We start from the raw sequence: 17,168 nt of genomic DNA, 5'->3' as shown, positions 1-17,168 counted from the left end.
TCATCCGGTCGAGGGGGGCCCCGCAACGCGCGTCGGAGCGAACGAAGCGATCATGGATTGAGTGCCATACGAGTGTTCTGCTGCGCGAAGGCGACAAGTCGCGCTTAAAAGATGCGTTTCACTGCGGAGTATCTTTGAAAGGCGGCTTCGGATCGCGAGCGAGTGTGTCCAAGACCAAGGACGGGTGCGGATAATCGGCTCCGGCCCTCTTAAGCCCACCCTGATATCCAACGTCTGCTCAAGAGCCCCCGTCGAGGCTCTGCCACGGGTGATTGTCTCGCTGACGATGGTCCAACTGGACCCGACACCGGCAATTGACTAAGATCAAACCTCTAATACGGATGCTCTATCCTTCAGCGAATTAAGGAGGCAAGAGATCTCATGCCTTACCTTCTCGCTACCGGAATCCTAGCACTTCCTATCCTCGTCAGCTTTGGATCAGATTTGACCGCTGCTTCACGGGTTCATTCGTACACCCCACCGGCTCGCCAAGACGTTTATTGCCTGCAGGGCCGAGCCTGGGGATATCCGGGCAACTGCCAGTTCTCGACCTACAGTCAGTGCATGGCTACCGCATCCGGCACCTACGCTTATTGCGGTATCAATCCGATGTACGCCTTCGAGCGACAGGGAAGGCAATTGCGCTGAGGCGAACGTCGTCAGGTCAGCCAAGCAGCGTTGGATGACGGACGGACCGTTCAGACTCGTGTCGCGGTTCGCTCGACCCCAGCCGCTGAATCGGCTGATTGGTCCGTTCGTTCGACTGCGCCCGGTGCCATCCTTGCATCTGGACGGCGATATCCGCTCCTGGGGCGGGGCGACACTATTCGAAACGGATCTTCTGGCTCAGATCTCTCGGAAGATAGCAGAAGGCCCGCGCTCTTCCCAGTACTGTCTCAATCTGTCTCAGAGTTCAGCGCGGCGTGCAGCCGAGCCTTCTCCAACCGAGACCTGAGTCCATTCAAACAGGCGGCCAGTTTGGCGAACTCCTGAATGCTGACATAATCAAAGACGAACTGCTCAACCTCTTTCTGCTGCTCGTAAGGATCTTGCGAGCGATGCCCGTGAGCGACAAAAGGACGTACCTGGCATCATTCATGTCGGATTTCCGGCGCACGAACTGCTTACCTCAAGCTCCCTCGATTGCTTGGTGATGAAACCCGACTCGACTCTCATCAGCTTCGCGACAGCATTGACGGGAACACCATCTTCTTCCAGCTCCGTCAGAGCCATCAAGATCATCATTTGCGGACCAGTAATGCCAAGCGCATTCGCGTGGTAGGACCGAAGATCGCAAGACATACGTCGATTGATCTGATCTACCATGTAAAGCGCCTGAGTAGATCCTGACTGACGCGCGGCGCCTTCCGGGAGCGTGTTGCCAATGCAGGCAGCTTGGGTGGCATCTGATCTCAGGAGCTCCAGCCTCAAAATATTGCTTGCTGGCTGGCTGGCTTCAGCAAAGAGGACCGGTCCTCGCTGATCACTTTGACGCGCCCAAAGCGCCCCGATCAATCAGTCGCCACAGCTAGACCATTCGTTCCGGTTCGATTTATGAGGATATTGCCCCCTCCCCAGTGGCGATCACCATAGCTTCAACCCAAGATCGAGGCCATCAAAAGTACGCCTAGCGACGTTGATGGACAGGATCGGAGAGGTCGTCGACGGGCAGTGGCGGAAATTCGCCATTTATAGGCCCGTCAGGAAACCCTTGCAAAATTATAGCAGTAGTGCTATAAGAGAAGGGCGAATGACCACACAGAAGCCCGTAGTTTGGATCGGATCGTCAAAGGACGATCTACGAGCTTTCCCGGACGAGGTTCGCCGCGTCATGGGGTTTGCGATCAATGATGCACAAAACGGCGACGAGCATCCTCGTGCCAAGGCCTTAAAGGGCTTTGGTGGCCGGAGTGTACTGGAGGTCATCGACGATGAAGATGGCGATACGTTCCGTGCCGTCTACACCGTACGCTTCGCTGGCGTTATCTATGTCCTTCATGCCTTCCAAAAGAAGTCGAAGAAGGGGATTGAGACTCCGGAGCACGACATCTTGGTAATTCAGGCCCGGTTGAAGGCAGCCGAGGCTCATTACCAAGAGAACTACGGAAAAGGAGGCAAGAAATGAGTAAGGCAATTAAAGCAACCGCAGGCAGCGATAATATTTTCGCTGACCTTGGCTTTGCCAATCCTGAGGAAGAACTCCTCAAAGCCAAACTTATTCGTGAGCTTCGTGCGATCATCAAACGTCGCAAGTTGACTCAGACAAAGGCTGCCGAACTGCTAGGCCTTAAACAGCCTGATGTATCTGCCCTAGTGACCGGCCGCGTAGGGAAGTTCTCGATCGACAGGATTGTTCGATGCCTAGATCGGCTTAATTATCGTGTGGACGTCGTTATCCGTCATAAGCCCGTTCGTCGCGCATCCTCGCGAGCTGCGGCCTAAGAGTGGGAATGGATGGATATTGACGAACTTCGGGATGCTGAAATCCAGCTACATGGTTTGACCAAGGCCGACGGCGTCTATACGTTTTATCACGATGAGACCAACAATATCCGCAAGTTGTATATTGACGATGGACGTTTGAACGTTGCTGAGCTGAAGGTATTCGTCCTCGGCGGCATTGTGCATGAAGGAGCACCGCGACCGATTGAGATTCAATCGCTTCGAGAAGCGATGCGTATCCAGAAGACGGCTCCGGAAATCAAACTGGAGCATGTCGCCAAGGGTAACTTTCTTGACGTTCTTCGCTCCCGAAAGCTGACCACGTTCCTTCGATGGCTTATCGATAACGGGTTGATGATCCACTATCACGAGCTGGATCCATTCTACTGGTCAGTTGCAGATATCATCGATTCGATCGTGCCTGAACTTGGCAATCCGATGCTCTTGCAATACCACGTCTTGCTGAAAAGCGACCTCGTCGCAGTGCTGCGCTGCGAACTGGCCGCAACCATCCAGCTATTTCACGATTTCGGCTATCCGGGGTTATCACCCGAGGGGCGGAGACCCTTCCTCGACAGGCTCATTGAGATTCTCGAACGTAACAGTGATGTCCTCCGGCATTTCAATGCAATGATGTTGAAAGGTGTACTGCAGGCCGGACGGGCGCTGGAGAGTCTGGAGTTCATTGAAGGTTATTACCCGAACCTGCTCATCGATGAGTTCAGTACCTTTTACCAGGGACGTATCGCGATCTTCAAGAATTCGACCCACATCTTCGACATGGAGAAGGTCATCCACGACCGCCTGCTGGAAACACCTCTGACCAGCCAGGGGAAACCGGTTGCGAACTTCCGATTTGCGGATTCCAAAGCCGAGCTAGGGCTTCAGATCTCAGACGTTATTGTGGGCGTCTTAGGAAAGATGCACACCTACTTTACGAACACGGGTCATGAGGACGTCGCTGCGGATCGAGAGGCTCTGGCCGGGACGAGCCTGGAGAACGCAAAACTCTTGTCGGACCTCATCTCAGCTTCGCATGCAGCCAATGTCACGTTCCTTCATCATGTCGTCAGTGTGCACGACATAGATAAGCTTGATCTGTTTCTTCGCTTTCCAGATGGGGCTCACGTTGCATGAACGAGGCGATCAATAATCGGCATTCTCGAGGGTGGGATACTTCGAACTTCTCAGCTGAACGTCGGGAGTATTTAGATGGTGATCTTGCCTTTGAAGCAATTGCAAGATCTATAGCGTCAGAGCTGGCCCCGGTTGTTTGGACAGCGCCCCGCTGGATTTAAGTGGATTCCTGCCGGGTTATGCTGAACGCGGGGCTTTACGATTTTGTCGTTGCGTCGGGAGGGCGTAGCCCGACCAGAGCGACGACAAAATCGTCGGCGACGGTCATGCGGCCATCACCATAGCTTGCGTGCCGAAGTAAGCCTCGTCGGGCGTGCGCCCGTCAAGGCTCGAGTGAGGGCGTCCCTGATTGTAGAAGGCCAGATACTTGGCAATTGACGCTCGCGCCTCGGACACGCTGTCGTAGACGCGGAGATAAACTTCTTCGTATTTGACCGTGCGCCAGAGCCGCTCGACAAACACGTTGTCGCGCCAGGCGCCCTTGCCGTCCATGCTGATGGCGATCTTCGCGTCCAGCAGCACATCGGTGAACTCGAGGCTGGTGAACTGGCTGCCCTGATCGGTGTTGAAAATCTCGGGCCTGCCGTGCTTCGCCAACGCCTCCTGGACCGCTTGGACGCAGAAGGCCGCCTCCATTGTGATCGAGACGCGATGGGCCAGGACCCGTCGGCTGAACACATCGACGACCGCCGCGAGATAGACGAAGCCACGCCGCATCGGAATGTAGGTGATGTCCATTGCCCACGCATGGTCGGGCCGCTCGATCTTCAATCCGCGCAACAGGTACGGGTAGATCTTGTGACCCGGAGCCGGCTTGCTCGTGTTCGGGCGACGATAGACCGCCTCGATCCCCATGCGCTTCATCAGCGTCGCGATGTGGCGGCGACCGGCGTATACCCCCTCCCGCCGCAGCAACGATCGCAGCATACGCGCTCCCGCGAAGGGATAATCGAGATGCAGCTCATCGAGCCGACGCATCAAGGCAAGGTCCTCGGCCGAAACTGGCCGAGGTTCATAGTAGACCGTGCTGCGAGCCAGCTTCAGGACCTTCGCCTGGCGCACGATAGAAAGATCATGACCGCGGTCGATCATCGCTTTGCGCTCAGCAGGCCCGCCTTGGTGAGCGCGCCGGACAAAAAATCGTTTTCCAACGCCAGCTCGCCGATCTTGGCATGTAACGCCTTCAAATCGACCGGCGTCTCGGCCGATGTCTTGTCATGCCCAAACACGCCGGCGGCGCCTTCCAGGAGCTGGTTTTTCCAGATCGTGATCTGGTTCGGATGAACATCAAACAGTTGCGCCAGCTCCGCCAGTGTCTTGTCTCCTTTGACCGCAGCCAAAGCAACCTTCGCCTTGAATGCCGGAGAATGCGTCCGGCGGCTCTTCTTCGTCATCTTCGCTCCTGATTCGCAGCAAGAATCCTCGCCGCTGTCAGGCAGAAAATCCACTCAAGCTACTGTCCGAATTTGCGGGGCCAGCTCTGTAGCACAGAGAGGTGAATCGTCATGTATGATCGAATCGGTGGCTCATCTACACGCACTAGCCAAACTGACGAACCGAGCCAGTCGGTGGATAGCGGCAGCTTTACAGAAACACTTGCAGATCTCGCGCCCCAGTGGAGCTCACGATCGGGGGAGTTGCCTGACAAGATGGGGGCCTGCTGCAGCAAGCCACATACCTTGGATGCAAACGTTCAAACCTCTAGCGCCTCCGAACCCAGTACATCCTCTCCAGAGAGTCCGGCCACCTCCTTGTTCGAATACAGAACGGCCGACCTGCGTGATGCGAATGTGGACGGCATCTGCGTCGGGCTGACTGCGGAGTGGTTCCGCAATCTTAGCAACAGCCCATCAACCCGAATGAGTGCGCTTACACCCGGATCGCAAACGCACGCCTCAGCGGCTGAACGGCAGCAGCAATATCAAAGTCTTAAGGATCAGTTACGAAGCAGGGGAGCAGGATCTTCTCAGGCCGACCTTCAGGCACAAAATACCATTTTGGAGGAAGCAGGCTTGGAACCGGCTGGAGAAGAGAAGAGATTCGCATTCGGCAAGTCTTCGAACGTCAAGTCCATGGTGAACGAAATCAATGAAGACGGATCGAACCATTTACTCAGCTTGTATTTCGCTGAAGGCGGCGCCCACACAGTGGCGACGTCGGCCTCGAATGGAACGACCACGCTTTTCGACCCTAACTATGGAGAATTTACTGTTCGATCAGATCCTGACCAGATGGCTTCATTGTTACAAAGCCTCGCCAATCGTTACAGGAATCCCAACGGGCAGCATTTGTCGACAATCACGACGCAAAGGATGCAGTGAGTTGGGCCTTCAGGCCGCGGTGATTGACGCCTTCTGTGAAGGCGCGGATGCGTCGGCCGGCGCTTGCGTTCGGTCGCGGCGGGGGCAAATCTGCAGCGGATAGGCGGCTGCGTGCCGGCTTGCGATTGTGCCGGCATCGAAAGCGGGGGGGCGGCACCCCGCTATCCATGACGGTCGGCACAAATTGCAATTCTGTTTCGCAATGGCCGCCTGCGGTTTGCTCAACTGACGTCGCCAAGAAACAATTGCTGCGGCGACAATCCATGCCGTCCGCTATCGAACCACGCGCTTGATCCAGACCGACTGTGCGCAGAATATGACTTTCCACGACATCAACTTTGAAGCACGCAAAGCCGGCGCATCGATATTGGTCCAGCTGTGACTCTTACAAGCAGCTTCATCCTGAAAAGCCAAAGTCTTGATTGACAAGGCACCTTATCTTCGAACGGTGAAAGCGTCGGAGTTTTCCAAATTGCCAGGGTGCTCCCTGCAGGACCTGAGGGGCGCGACTCCAGCGATTGCGCCGCTGCGGGCGGCGCCACAGAATGCACCCCGGCGCTGGTCGCTAATCTAGGGTCCAGACTCAATTGAGCCAATATGCGACGAGAGCGGCGAGATGAACAGCGGCCAAAAAATTACGGGCGAGCTTGTCATATCGCGTGGCGATGCGCCGGAAGTCCTTGAGCCTGCAAAAGCAGCGTTCGATGACATTTCGTCCTTTGTAGGCGCGTTTGTTGAAGCGATGGATGACGACACGGTTAGATTTATTGGGGATTACGGGCTTGGCGCCACGACGAATGATTTCGCCGCGAAGCTTGTCGCCATCATACCCTTTGTCGGCGAGGAGCACGCTCATGGGTGGCGCGAGCGCCAGGACATCGGGAGCCGCAGCGACATCGGCATCCTGGCCTGGAGTCAGATGCAGGACGACCGGCCGGCAGAGCGGATCGCTCAGCGCATGGATTTTTGTCGTGCGGCCTCCGCGCGAGCGGCCGATTGCTTGATTGTGCTCCCCCCTTTTCCGCCGGAGGCACACCGGTGAGCTTTAATCGAGGTCGAGTCGAGCGACAGTACGACGCCGTCTTCGCCAGGCTTGGCCAGCGCTTCGAAGATTGCGCACCATCGTCCTCGCTTGGCCCAGCGATTGAAGCGATTGTAGATCGTCGTGTAAGGGCCGTATTCACGTGGACAATCACGCCATCGTGCACCCGATTGCAGCATGTGAATGATGCCGCTGACGATGCGTCGGTCGTCGTCCCGATCCGGCCCCGTCAGTCCCCTCGGCAGATGCGGTTCGATACGCGCCCATTGCCTGTCGTTCAGCCAAAACAAACCAGCGCGCATTCTCTCGCCCCCGAATCAACACGTAGGCAAGAGAATCACGTGGCGCTATTTAGGTACAGACCCTAATGCGCCCTACGCTAAAGGCCAGAACCGAGAGGCATCTCCGTAGCTACTTTTGGAAGCGTTTGGTTCAAGAATTGCGTCGCTCCCATGCGAGCCTTATCGTGCCGAACGGATGCTCGACTGTCTCGCGATGCTGGCGCATCGCCTCTGTGTTTGCATCAAGGCGCTGCTGCACGGCCTTGAGCAGACGCTCATGCTTGCGTGCTTCCAGAGTGCCGATCTTGTCCTTCAACTTCGCTGCCGGCACCCCCTCAAGGATAGCTTGAATCGCCTTATCTAGCTCGCGCTCAGTCCACTCCCGGCATCGTGACGCTGCGACCGCGCCCCGTCCCCGAGCTTCCGCATCTAGGTAACCAGAGCCACGAAGGCGGCGAGGTCTTGCCCTCCGGACAGGCTGACGCGATCGCGTTCGATGACCCCGGCGGCATCGGAGTGGTTTCCGGCGAACCACACCTGCTGCAGCCAATCCAGATGCTTGAAATTTCGCGCAAGGGCTGCCCCGCACATTCAGCGCGAGAGCAGGCCTTTGTCGGGCACTTGCTGCGCCCGTTGTCGGCATTGAGACTGAATGCCAGAAACCTGACACTACGCGCAGCTATGTAGTGCCTGCTGAGCCTGCGAATTCACTTCGGCACGCGATTTGCTCTGTTCACGGTGTGGGACTGGTCCGGAGGCTATATTGGCGGACACATCGGGGGCACGGTCGAACCTCCTTCACCAATCCGTACGGTCAGTCGATCTATGGCGATGCCGACAGGTTCGATGTCACCCGGCGGCGCAACCCGCACCTGTCGTTCGGCCAGGGGCCGCATTTCTGCCTGGGCGCAGCGCTGGCGCGTCTAGAATTGGGCTGCGCCTTCCCCGCGCTGTTCGTGCGGCTGGAGCATCTGGCGCTGACCATCGCCGCGGAGGACGTCGTCTACATGCCGTCTTACGTCATTCGCTGCCCGCAGCGCCTGCCGGTCACCTTCCGCCCTTCCATCGCTTAGAGAGTGAAGTGCCACCATGTCCGAACAACAACCCTTGCCGACGCTGCCGATGTGGCGCGTCGATCACATCGAGCCCTCGCCCGAGATGTTGGCGCTACGCGCCAGCGGTCCGATCCACCGCGTGCGCTTCCCCTCCGGGCACGAAGGCTGGTGGGTGACAGGCTATGACGAGGCCAAGGCGGTGCTGTCCGACGCGGCGTTCCGGCCCGCGGGAATGCCGCCGGCGGCATTCACCCCGGATTCGGTGATTCTCGGTTCGCCGGGGTGGCTGGTCTCGCACGAGGGGCGCGAGCATGCCCGGCTACGCGCGATCGTGGCGCCGGCCTTCAGTAACCGCAGGGTGAAGCTGCTCGTGCCGCAGGTCGAAGCGATCGCCGCGCACTTGTTCGAGACGCTGGCGGCCCAGCCCCAGCCCGCCGACCTGCGGCGCCACCTCTCCTTTCCGCTTCCGGCCATGGTCATCAGCGCGCTGATGGGCGTGCTCTACGAGGATCACGCCTTTTTCGCCGGGCTGTCCGATGAGGTGATGACGCACCAGCATGAAAGCGGCCCGCGCAGCGCGTCCCGCCTGGCCTGGGAAGAACTGCGCGCCTACATTCGCGGCAAGATGCGCGACAAGCGCCAGGATCCGGACGACAACCTGCTGACGGATCTGCTCGCTGCGGTCGACCAGGGCAAGGCGAGCGAGGAAGAGGCGGTTGGCCTGGCGGCGGGCATGCTGGTGGCGGGGCACGAGAGCACCGTCGCACAGATCGAATTCGGCCTGCTAGCCATGTTCCGCCATCCGCAACAGCGCGAACGCCTGGTCGGCGATCCGTCCCTGGTCGACAAGGCGGTAGAGGAAATCCTGCGCATGTACCCGCCGGGCGCGGGCTGGGATGGCATCATGCGCTATCCGAGGACCGACGTGACCATCGCGGGCGAGCATATTCCCGCGGAGAGCAAGGTGCTGGTCGGCCTGCCGGCAACGTCGTTCGATCCGCACCATTTCGACGACCCGGAAATCTTCGATATCGAACGCCAGGAAAAGCCGCACCTGGCTTTTTCCTACGGGCCGCACGCGTGCATCGGCGTGGCGCTGGCCAGGCTGGAGCTCAAGGTGGTGTTCGGTTCGATCTTCCAGCGCCTTCCCGCGCTGCGCCTGGCCGTGGCGCCGGAACAACTGAAGTTGCGCAAGGAGATCATCACGGGCGGGTTCGAGCAGTTCCCGGTGCTCTGGTGATGTCGCGGACGCCACGGGCGATCTCGATCTTCTCCGGAATCTGCCGCGCGCCGGTCAGATCAGCCCGCCAACAGGTAACCAGGATGGACGTGCAAGAAACCACGGCAGCATGCCGGGACGCCTTCGCCGAACTGGCGTCGCCAGCGTGCATCCACGACCCGTATCCGTTCATGCGATGGTTGCGCGAGCACGATCCGGTGCATCGCGCGGCGTCGGGCCTCTTTTTGTTGAGCCGCCACGCCGACATCTACTGGGCGCTCAAGGCCACGGGCGATGCGTTTCGGGGTCCGGCGCCCGGCGAACTGGCGCGCTATTTCTCGCGTGCGGCGACCAGCCCGTCGCTCAATCTGTTGGCGTCCACGCTAGCGATGAAGGACCCACCGACGCATACGCGTCTGCGCCGGCTGATCTCGCGCGATTTCACCATGGGCCAGATCGACAACCTGCGGCCGAGCATCGCGCGCATCGTCGCAGCGCGCCTGGACGGCATAACGCCCGCGCTGGAGCGCGGGGAGCCGGTGGACCTGCATCGGGAATTCGCGCTGGCCTTGCCCATGCTGGTTTTCGCCGAACTGTTCGGCATGCCCCAAGACGACATGTTCGAGCTCGCTGCCGGCATCGGCGCCATTCTGGAAGGCCTGGGCCCACACGCCAGCGATCCCCAGCTCGCCGCGGCGGACGTGGCCAGCGCCAGGGTGCGGGCCTACTTCGGCGACCTCATACAGCGCAAGCGCACCGATCCCCGCCGCGACATCGTGTCGATGCTGGTCGGCGCACATGACGACGATGCCGACACACTGTCGGATGCGGAGTTGATCAGCATGCTGTGGGGCATGCTGCTGGGCGGTTTCGTCACCACTGCTGCGAGCATCGACCATGCGGTCCTGGCGATGCTGGCGTATCCCGAACAGCGGCACTGGCTGCAGGGAGACGCCGTGGGGGTGAAGGCATTCGTCGAAGAAGTCCTGCGCTGCGACGCGCCCGTTATGTTCAGCTCCATCCCGCGTATCGCCCAGCGCGACATCGAACTGGGCGGCGTGGTGATTCCGAAGAACGCGGACGTGCGCGTGCTGATCGCGTCCGGCAATCGCGACCCGGACGCCTTCGCCGATCCCGATCGCTTCGATCCCGCGCGGTTCTACGGCACCAGTCCAGGCATGTCGACCGACGGGAAGATCATGCTGAGCTTCGGCCACGGCATTCACTTCTGCCTCGGTGCGCAACTGGCCCGGGTGCAGTTGGCCGAGAGCCTGCCGCGGATCCAGGCCCGCTTCCCCACGCTGGCATTTGCCGGGCAGCCGACCCGGGAGCCCTCGGCGTTCCTTCGGACGTTCCGCGCGCTGCCGGTGCGGCTGCATGCGCAGGGGAGCTGAGATGCGCGTCATGGTCGACCAGGATCTGTGCGGAACCAGCGGGCAGTGCGTGCTGACGCTGCCGGGCACCTTTCGCCAGCGCGAACCGGACGGCGTGGCCGAAGTGTGCGTGGCGACGGTCCCGCATGCGCTGCACGCCGCCGTGCGGCTCGCGGCCAGCCAGTGCCCGGTCGCCGCCATTCGGGTCATCGAAAGCGACGCTGGCGATGGCGAGCCCGCCAGCGCCGACCCTGCGCCTTCTCCAGCGGAGGCCGAGCGGCATGCCGCGAAAGACCAGCACAATCTAGGATGACACGATGGGACGGTTTGAAGGCAAAGTGGCCGTGGTGACCGGCGCCGGCGCCGGCATCGGCAAGGCATGCGCCCTCGCCATCGCGCGCGAGGGCGGCAGAGTGGTGGTGGCCGACATTGATGGCTCGGCGGCTATCGCCTGCACCGCGCAGATCGCGGCCGAAGCGGGCCACGCGCTCGCCCTGGCGATCGACATCGCCGATGCGCAGGCGGTGGCAGCGCTGTTCGAGACGGCGGAGCGGCACTTCGGCGGGGTCGACCTGCTGGTGAACAACGCGAGCGCGATGCATCTGACCCCGCGCGACCGCGCGATCCTCGAGCTGGAGCTAGCGGTCTGGGATCAGACCATGGCGACCAATCTGCGTGGCACGTTGCTCTGCTGCCGGCAGGCCATCCCCCGGATGATCGCCCGCGGCGGTGGCGCGATCGTCAACATGTCGTCGTGCCAGGGGCTCAGTGGTGATACCGCACTGACATCCTACGCCGCGTCGAAGGCGGCGATGAACATGCTGTCGTCCTCACTTGCCACCCAGTACGGTCATGCGCAGATCCGCTGCAATGCGGTTGCGCCGGGTCTCATCATGACCGAGCGACTCCTCGCCAAGCTGGACGCGTGCATGCAAACCCATCTGCGCCGTCACCAGCTCCTGCCGCGCATCGGCCGCCCCGAGGACGTGGCCGCGCTGGTGGCGTTCCTGCTCTCCGACGATGCTGCGTTCATCACTGGCCAGGTCGTGTGCATCGACGGCGGCATGCTGGCGCATGTGCCGACATACGCCGACGGTGGCAACAGCCGCGCCGCGCGGCCTGCCGGCGAGACCGCAGAAGCGGACGCGGCGCCGCGCTGCTGATGGACATGCTGCTCAACCCGCTGAACCGTCGGCATCGGCTGCGGCACGACATCCCGGTCGTGCCCGGCGCTTTTCCCTTGGTCGGGCATCTTCCCGCCGTCGTCTGCGACCTGCCGCGCCTGCTGCGGCGTGCGGAACGGACGCTGGGCAGCCACTTCTGGCTAGATTTCGGCCCTGCCGGACACCTGATGACCAGTCTGGATCCGGATGCTCTCTCACTGCTCCGGCACAAGGACGTGTCCTCGGCGCTGATCGAAGACATCGCGCCCGAATTGTTTGGCGGAACGTTGGTCGCCCAGGACGGCATCGCGCACCGGCAGGCGCGCGATGCGATCCAGGCGGCGCTTCTGCCCAAGGGGCTGACCCTGGCCGGCATCGGCGAGCTGTTCGCGCCCGTCATCCGGGCGCGCGTGCAGAGGTGGCGGGAACGGGGCGACGTCACCATCCTGCGCGAAACCGGCGATCTAATGCTCAAGCTCATCTTCAGTCTCATGGGAATCCCCGCGCAGGACCTGCCGGGATGGCATCGCAAGTACCGGCAACTGCTGCAGTTGATCGTCGCGCCCCCGGTCGACCTGCCCGGACTGCCCTTGCGGCGGGGCCGCGCCGCCCGCGACTGGATCGATGCGCGGTTGCGCGAGTTCGTCCGCGCCGCGCGCGAACATGCCTCGCGCACCGGGTTGATCAACGACATGGTGAGCGCCTTCGATCGCAGCGACGATGCGCTTTCCGATGACGTCCTGGTCGCCAATATTCGCTTGCTGCTGCTTGGTGGTCACGACACCACCGCCTCGACGATGGCCTGGATGGTGATCGAGCTAGCGCGGCAGCCTGGGCTGTGGGACGCCCTGGTCGAGGAGGCGCAACGCGTAGGCGCGGTGCCGACTCGGCACGCGGACCTGGCGCAGTGTCCGGTCGCCGAGGCGCTGTTCCGCGAGACGCTGCGCGTGCATCCGGCGACGCCGCTCCTAGTGCGTCGCGCACTGCGTGAATTGCGACTCGGCCAACAGCGCATTCCTACGGGCACCGATCTGTGCATCCCGCTGCTGCATTTCTCGACCTCGGCGCTGCTGCACGAGGCGCCTGATCAGTTTCGGCTGGCGCGGTGGCTTCAACGCACCGAGCCGATCCGGCCGGTGGACATGCTGCAGTTCGGTACCGGCCCACACTTCTGCATGGGCTACCACCTGGTATGGCTGGAACTGGTGCAGTTCTGTATCGCCTTGGCGCTGACCATGCACGAGGCCGGGGTGCGGCCGCGGTTGCTGAGCGGCGTCGAAAAAGGCCGGCGCTATTACCCGACCGCACATCCGTCCATGACTATCCGCATCGGATTCTCATGAGCTGGCATCGCATGCCCCGTGTGGTGAGGCAGCGGCGCCGGCGACGCGCGGCATTGCTGCACTCGGCGCGCGCGCTCGGTGCGAGGCCGGCAACACCGCGGCGGCTCGCCGCTCGCCGTGGCCGTCTCCTGGCAGGTACAAGGACATGAACAACATGCAGACTGGTTCCACGCCACACGACGACCGAGCTGGCGTTTCCGCGAACGGCATATTGGGCGCGCAGGCGCGCGGCGCATCCGGCAGGCTGCTGCCCGAGATCTGGATGCAGGACGGCGCAAAGCGGGTCGAAGAGGCGCTGGCGCGTCTTCTCTGCGCCGAAGACGACGGTGAGACCGAGCTGATGGCGGCGATGCGCTACGCCACCTTGCATGGCGGCAAGCGCACCCGCGCCTTGCTCTGTTTGGCTGCCGGCGCACTGGCCGACACGCCGGCGCACATGCTCGATGACGTCGGTGCCGCCATCGAGATGATGCACGCCTGTACGTTGGTCCACGACGATCTGCCCGCGATGGACGACGACGTGCTTCGCCGCGGCCTTCCGACCGTGCACGTCAAGTTCGGCGAAGCCACCGCGATCCTGGTCGGCGATGCGCTGCAGGCGCACGCCTTCCTGACCCTGGCGAGCCTGAATGCGCCGGGCGACACCCCTATCGCGCTCGTGCGCGAACTGGCGCAGGCGGTGTCCGCCGAGGGGGCCGCAGGCGGGCAGGCCATAGATCTGTCGCTGGTTGGAAAGCACGTCGAGCTGGACAGGATCGTGGCGATGCACCGGATGAAGAGCGGAGCGCTAGTGCGCGCGTCCGTTCGCATGGGCGCGCTATGCGCTGTCGGCGTGAATGCCGCGCACGCTGCACTTTACTGTGCGCTGGATCACTACAGCGCCTGTTTCGGCCTGGCGTTACAGGTGATCGACGACATTCTCGACGTGACAGCGGATACCGCGGCGCTGGGCAAGACCCCCGGCAAGGACGCGGCGGCGCAGAAGCCGACCTGCGCGTCGATCATGGGACTGCAGGAAGCACGCCAGTTCGCGCTGGATCTGTTGCGCGATGCCGGCGAGGCCATCGCGCCGCTGGGGCCGCGTGCGGAACGGTTGGCGCAACTCATACAGTGGGCCAACGCGTATCTGTTCAAACACGCGCCACGCGCATGAGCGCGCCCGTCCGCATCGAGTCGCCCCTGTGCCGCTGCGATCGGCCGGCGGCAGAGTGCATCCTGCACTGTGTCCGAGTCCGCGGCGCCGATCGCAGCGGTTGCCCGCCGCGGCGCACGTTTCTGCAAACGGAACATCCCGCGTGAACGCGCTGTCCGAACATATCCTTTCCGAATTGCGCCGCCTGCTGAGCGAAATGAGCGATGGCGGCAGCGTCGGTCCGTCCGTCTACGACACGGCGCAGGCGCTGCGCTTCCACGGCAACGTCACCGGTCGGCAGGACGCATACGCGTGGCTCATCGCGCAGCAACAGGCCGACGGCGGATGGGGAAGCGCGGACTTCCCGCTGTTCCGCCATGCGCCCACGTGGGCGGCGTTACTGGCATTGCAGCGTGCCGATCCTCTTCCCGGAGCTGCGGACGCAGTCCAGACTGCAACGAGGTTCCTCCAGCGCCAGCCCGATCCCTACGCACATGCGGTGCCAGAAGACGCGCCGATCGGCGCGGAGCTGATCCTGCCGCAGTTTTGCGGTGAGGCCGCATCCTTGCTGGGTGGCGTAGCGTTTCCGCGCCATCCTGCGCTGTTGCCATTGCGGCAAGCGTGCCTGGTCAAGCTGGGGGCGGTGGCGATGTTGCCGAGCGGCCATCCGTTGCTACACTCCTGGGAAGCCTGGGGGACGTCGCCGACCACCGCATGCCCGGATGACGACGGCAGCATCGGCATCAGTCCGGCGGCCACCGCCGCGTGGCGTGCCCAGGCCGTGACACGGGGGAGCACGCCGCAGGTCGGGCGCGCCGATGCGTATCTGCAGATGGCATCGCGGGCGACGCGCAGCGGCATCGAAGGTGTCTTTCCCAACGTCTGGCCGATCAATGTGTTCGAGCCATGCTGGTCGCTGTACACCCTGCATCTGGCCGGGCTTTTCGCGCATCCCGCGCTCGCGGAGGCGGTTCGCGTGATCGTCGCGCAGCTCGACGCCCGTCTGGGCGTGCACGGTCTGGGCCCGGCCTTGCACTTCGCGGCTGATGCGGACGACACCGCCGTTGCGTTGTGCGTCCTGCACCTTGCAGGCCGTGACCCGGCGGTCGATGCGTTGCGCCATTTCGAAATCGGCGAGCTGTTCGTCACCTTCCCCGGCGAACGCAATGCCTCGGTGTCGACCAACATTCATGCCCTGCATGCGTTGCGACTGTTGGGAAAGCCCGCCGCGGGCGCCAGCGCGTACGTCGAGGCCAATCGCAACCCGCACGGTCTATGGGACAACGAAAAATGGCACGTTTCGTGGCTGTATCCCACCGCGCATGCGGTCGCTGCGCTGGCGCAAGGCAAGCCCCAGTGGCGAGATGAGCGCGCGCTGGCGGCGCTGCTGCAGGCGCAGCGCGACGACGGTGGCTGGGGCGCGGGTCGCGGGTCCACGTTCGAGGAAACCGCCTATGCGCTGTTTGCGTTGCACGTGATGGATGGGAGCGAAGAGGCGACAGGGCGCCGGCGCATCGCGCAGGTGGTGGCGCGTGCGCTGGAGTGGATGCTCGCCCGCCATGCGGCGCATGGATTGCCGCAGACGCCGCTGTGGATCGGCAAGGAACTGTATTGCCCCACTCGGGTCGTGCGCGTGGCCGAACTCGCCGGGTTGTGGCTGGCGCTTCGTTGGGGGCGGCGCGTCCTGGCCGAGGGGGCAGGAGCGGCGCCATGATCCAGACTGAACGCGCGGTGCAGCAGGTGCTGGAGTGGGGACGTTCCCTGACCGGATTCGCCGACGAGCATGCCGTGGAAGCGGTCAGGGGCGGCCAGTACATCCTGCAGCGCATCCACCCGAGCCTGCGCGGCACCAGCGCCCGCACCGGTCGCGATCCGCAGGACGAAACGCTGATAGTGACGTTCTATCGCGAACTGGCGCTGCTGTTCTGGCTCGACGATTGCAACGACCTTGGCCTGATCTCGCCGGAACAGCTCGCCGCGGTGGAGCAAGCGCTGGGGCAGGGCGTGCCGTGCGCGCTCCCCGGATTCGAGGGTTGCGCTGTGCTGCGCGCTTCGCTGGCCACGCTCGCCTACGATCGTCGCGATTATGCTCAGCTTCTCGACGATACCCGGTGCTACTCCGCGGCGCTGCGCGCCGGACACGCGCAGGCGGTAGCGGCGGAACGCTGGTCCTACGCTGAGTACCTGCACAACGGCATCGATTCGATCGCCTACGCGAACGTGTTCTGTTGCCTGTCCTTGCTGTGGGGGCTGGATATGGCGACCTTGCGCGCGCGTCCGGCGTTTCGCCAGGTCCTGCGGCTCATCTCCGCGATAGGGCGTCTGCAGAACGATCTGCATGGATGCGACAAGGACAGGTCGGCCGGCGAGGCCGACAACGCGGTGATCTTGCTGCTGCAGCGCTATCCAGCTATGCCTGTGGTGGAGTTCCTCAACGACGAGCTGGCCGGCCATACGCGCATGCTGCACCGGGTGATGGCGGAAGAACGCTTTCCCGCGCCGTGGGGACCATTGATCGAGGCCATGGCGGCCATCCGCGTGCAGTACTACCGGACCTCGACCAGCCGCTACCGCAGCGACGCTGTGAGGGGAGGCCAGCGCGCGCCGGCCTGAACGCGCAGGAGGCGGCGGCGTGCGCGCGCTGCCGTCGGCCCGATCCG

17 protein-coding genes and 1 pseudogene are annotated in these 17,168 nt (G+C 62.5%); 14 read left to right on the top strand and 4 right to left on the bottom strand.

Annotation, left to right across the window (positions count from 1 at the left end):
• Window positions 1–381: 381 nt before the first annotated feature.
• A complete protein-coding gene (locus tag LPJ38_RS35545; protein WP_018648598.1) occupies window positions 382–648 on the top strand; it encodes a DUF3551 domain-containing protein in 267 nt (88 codons plus the stop codon).
• Between the two features lie 447 nt (window positions 649–1,095).
• Here LPJ38_RS35545 and LPJ38_RS35540 read toward each other — a convergent pair whose 3' ends face one another.
• A complete protein-coding gene (locus tag LPJ38_RS35540) occupies window positions 1,096–1,515 on the bottom strand; it encodes a hypothetical protein (protein ID WP_223153697.1) in 420 nt (139 codons plus the stop codon).
• A 235-nt stretch (window positions 1,516–1,750) separates the two neighbouring features.
• Here LPJ38_RS35540 and LPJ38_RS35535 point away from each other — a divergent pair, with 235 nt between their 5' ends.
• Genes LPJ38_RS35535 through LPJ38_RS35525 form a run of 3 tightly spaced genes read left to right on the top strand, consistent with a single transcriptional unit; the run spans window position 1,751 to window position 3,579 of the window.
• The gene (locus LPJ38_RS35535; RefSeq protein WP_035668596.1) at window positions 1,751–2,125 is read left to right on the top strand and encodes a type II toxin-antitoxin system RelE/ParE family toxin; all 375 of its coding nucleotides are present in this window, start codon (window positions 1,751–1,753) and stop codon (window positions 2,123–2,125) included.
• Window positions 2,122–2,442: a helix-turn-helix domain-containing protein gene (locus tag LPJ38_RS35530; protein ID WP_011084909.1), complete on the top strand. Its 321-nt coding sequence runs from the start codon at window positions 2,122–2,124 to the stop codon at window positions 2,440–2,442. The genes LPJ38_RS35535 and LPJ38_RS35530 overlap by 4 nt, the downstream gene beginning before the upstream one ends.
• Window positions 2,443–2,454: 12 nt before the next feature.
• Window positions 2,455–3,579 carry a DUF3800 domain-containing protein gene (locus LPJ38_RS35525; RefSeq protein ID WP_095424067.1) on the top strand — a complete coding sequence of 375 codons (1,125 nt, stop codon included), beginning with the start codon at window positions 2,455–2,457 and terminating at the stop codon, window positions 3,577–3,579.
• 264 nt (window positions 3,580–3,843) lie between these two features.
• On the opposite strand, the gene LPJ38_RS35520 is transcribed toward LPJ38_RS35525, so the two are convergent.
• Window positions 3,844–4,973, bottom strand: a protein-coding gene (locus LPJ38_RS35520; RefSeq protein ID WP_109866546.1) for an IS3-like element ISRj2 family transposase whose coding sequence is annotated in 2 segments (ribosomal slippage) — window positions 3,844–4,721 and window positions 4,721–4,973 — 1,131 coding nt in all. Because the reading frame shifts where the segments join, the coding sequence is not laid out codon by codon here.
• Between the two features lie 111 nt (window positions 4,974–5,084).
• Between LPJ38_RS35520 and LPJ38_RS35515 the strand changes: the two genes are divergently transcribed.
• A complete protein-coding gene (locus LPJ38_RS35515; protein ID WP_145643237.1) occupies window positions 5,085–5,900 on the top strand; it encodes a YopT-type cysteine protease domain-containing protein in 816 nt (271 codons plus the stop codon).
• 583 nt (window positions 5,901–6,483) lie between these two features.
• Here the strand turns inward: LPJ38_RS35515 and LPJ38_RS35510 are convergent.
• A protein-coding gene (locus LPJ38_RS35510; RefSeq protein WP_231088440.1) for an IS5 family transposase occupies window positions 6,484–7,244 on the bottom strand; the annotation gives its coding sequence in 2 pieces (ribosomal slippage) (window positions 6,484–6,905 and window positions 6,905–7,244; 762 coding nt in all).
• Window positions 7,245–7,336: 92 nt separating this feature from the next.
• Window positions 7,337–7,506: pseudogene (locus LPJ38_RS35505) on the bottom strand (IS5/IS1182 family transposase); the annotation flags it as partial.
• 457 nt (window positions 7,507–7,963) lie between these two features.
• On the opposite strand from LPJ38_RS35505, the gene LPJ38_RS35500 reads away from it, so the two are divergent.
• The 9 genes from LPJ38_RS35500 (at window position 7,964) to LPJ38_RS35460 (ending at window position 17,121) form a co-directional block, all read left to right on the top strand.
• On the top strand, window positions 7,964–8,296 hold the full coding sequence (locus LPJ38_RS35500) for a cytochrome P450 (protein WP_269466507.1): 333 nt from the start codon (window positions 7,964–7,966) through the stop codon (window positions 8,294–8,296).
• Between the two features lie 16 nt (window positions 8,297–8,312).
• Window positions 8,313–9,518, top strand: a complete 1,206-nt coding sequence (locus tag LPJ38_RS35495) for a cytochrome P450 (RefSeq protein ID WP_018647443.1) — start codon at window positions 8,313–8,315, stop codon at window positions 9,516–9,518.
• 83 nt (window positions 9,519–9,601) lie between these two features.
• Window positions 9,602–10,891 (top strand): cytochrome P450, encoded by a 1,290-nt coding sequence (locus LPJ38_RS35490; protein WP_018647444.1) that lies wholly within the window; start codon window positions 9,602–9,604, stop codon window positions 10,889–10,891.
• Window position 10,892: 1 nt separating this feature from the next.
• Window positions 10,893–11,183 (top strand): ferredoxin, encoded by a 291-nt coding sequence (locus LPJ38_RS35485; RefSeq protein ID WP_018647445.1) that lies wholly within the window; start codon window positions 10,893–10,895, stop codon window positions 11,181–11,183.
• Window positions 11,184–11,187: 4 nt separating this feature from the next.
• Window positions 11,188–12,033: an SDR family oxidoreductase gene (locus tag LPJ38_RS35480; protein WP_018647446.1), complete on the top strand. Its 846-nt coding sequence runs from the start codon at window positions 11,188–11,190 to the stop codon at window positions 12,031–12,033.
• Entirely contained in the window at window positions 12,033–13,376 is a 1,344-nt protein-coding gene (locus LPJ38_RS35475; protein WP_095425215.1) for a cytochrome P450, read from the top strand. Before LPJ38_RS35480 ends, LPJ38_RS35475 begins: the two co-directional genes overlap by 1 nt.
• A 154-nt stretch (window positions 13,377–13,530) precedes the next feature.
• Entirely contained in the window at window positions 13,531–14,529 is a 999-nt protein-coding gene (locus LPJ38_RS35470) for a polyprenyl synthetase family protein (RefSeq protein WP_026312706.1), read from the top strand.
• Between the two features lie 142 nt (window positions 14,530–14,671).
• A complete protein-coding gene (locus LPJ38_RS35465; RefSeq protein ID WP_026312707.1) occupies window positions 14,672–16,222 on the top strand; it encodes a hypothetical protein in 1,551 nt (516 codons plus the stop codon).
• A complete protein-coding gene (locus LPJ38_RS35460; RefSeq protein ID WP_011084944.1) occupies window positions 16,219–17,121 on the top strand; it encodes a terpene synthase family protein in 903 nt (300 codons plus the stop codon). The genes LPJ38_RS35465 and LPJ38_RS35460 overlap by 4 nt, the downstream gene beginning before the upstream one ends.
• Window positions 17,122–17,168 lie beyond the last annotated feature (47 nt).

This window comes from Bradyrhizobium daqingense, from assembly GCF_021044685.1.
GTDB classification, from domain to species: Bacteria; Pseudomonadota; Alphaproteobacteria; order Rhizobiales; family Xanthobacteraceae; genus Bradyrhizobium; species Bradyrhizobium daqingense.
This window is presented reverse-complemented; position numbering and strand designations above follow the sequence as displayed.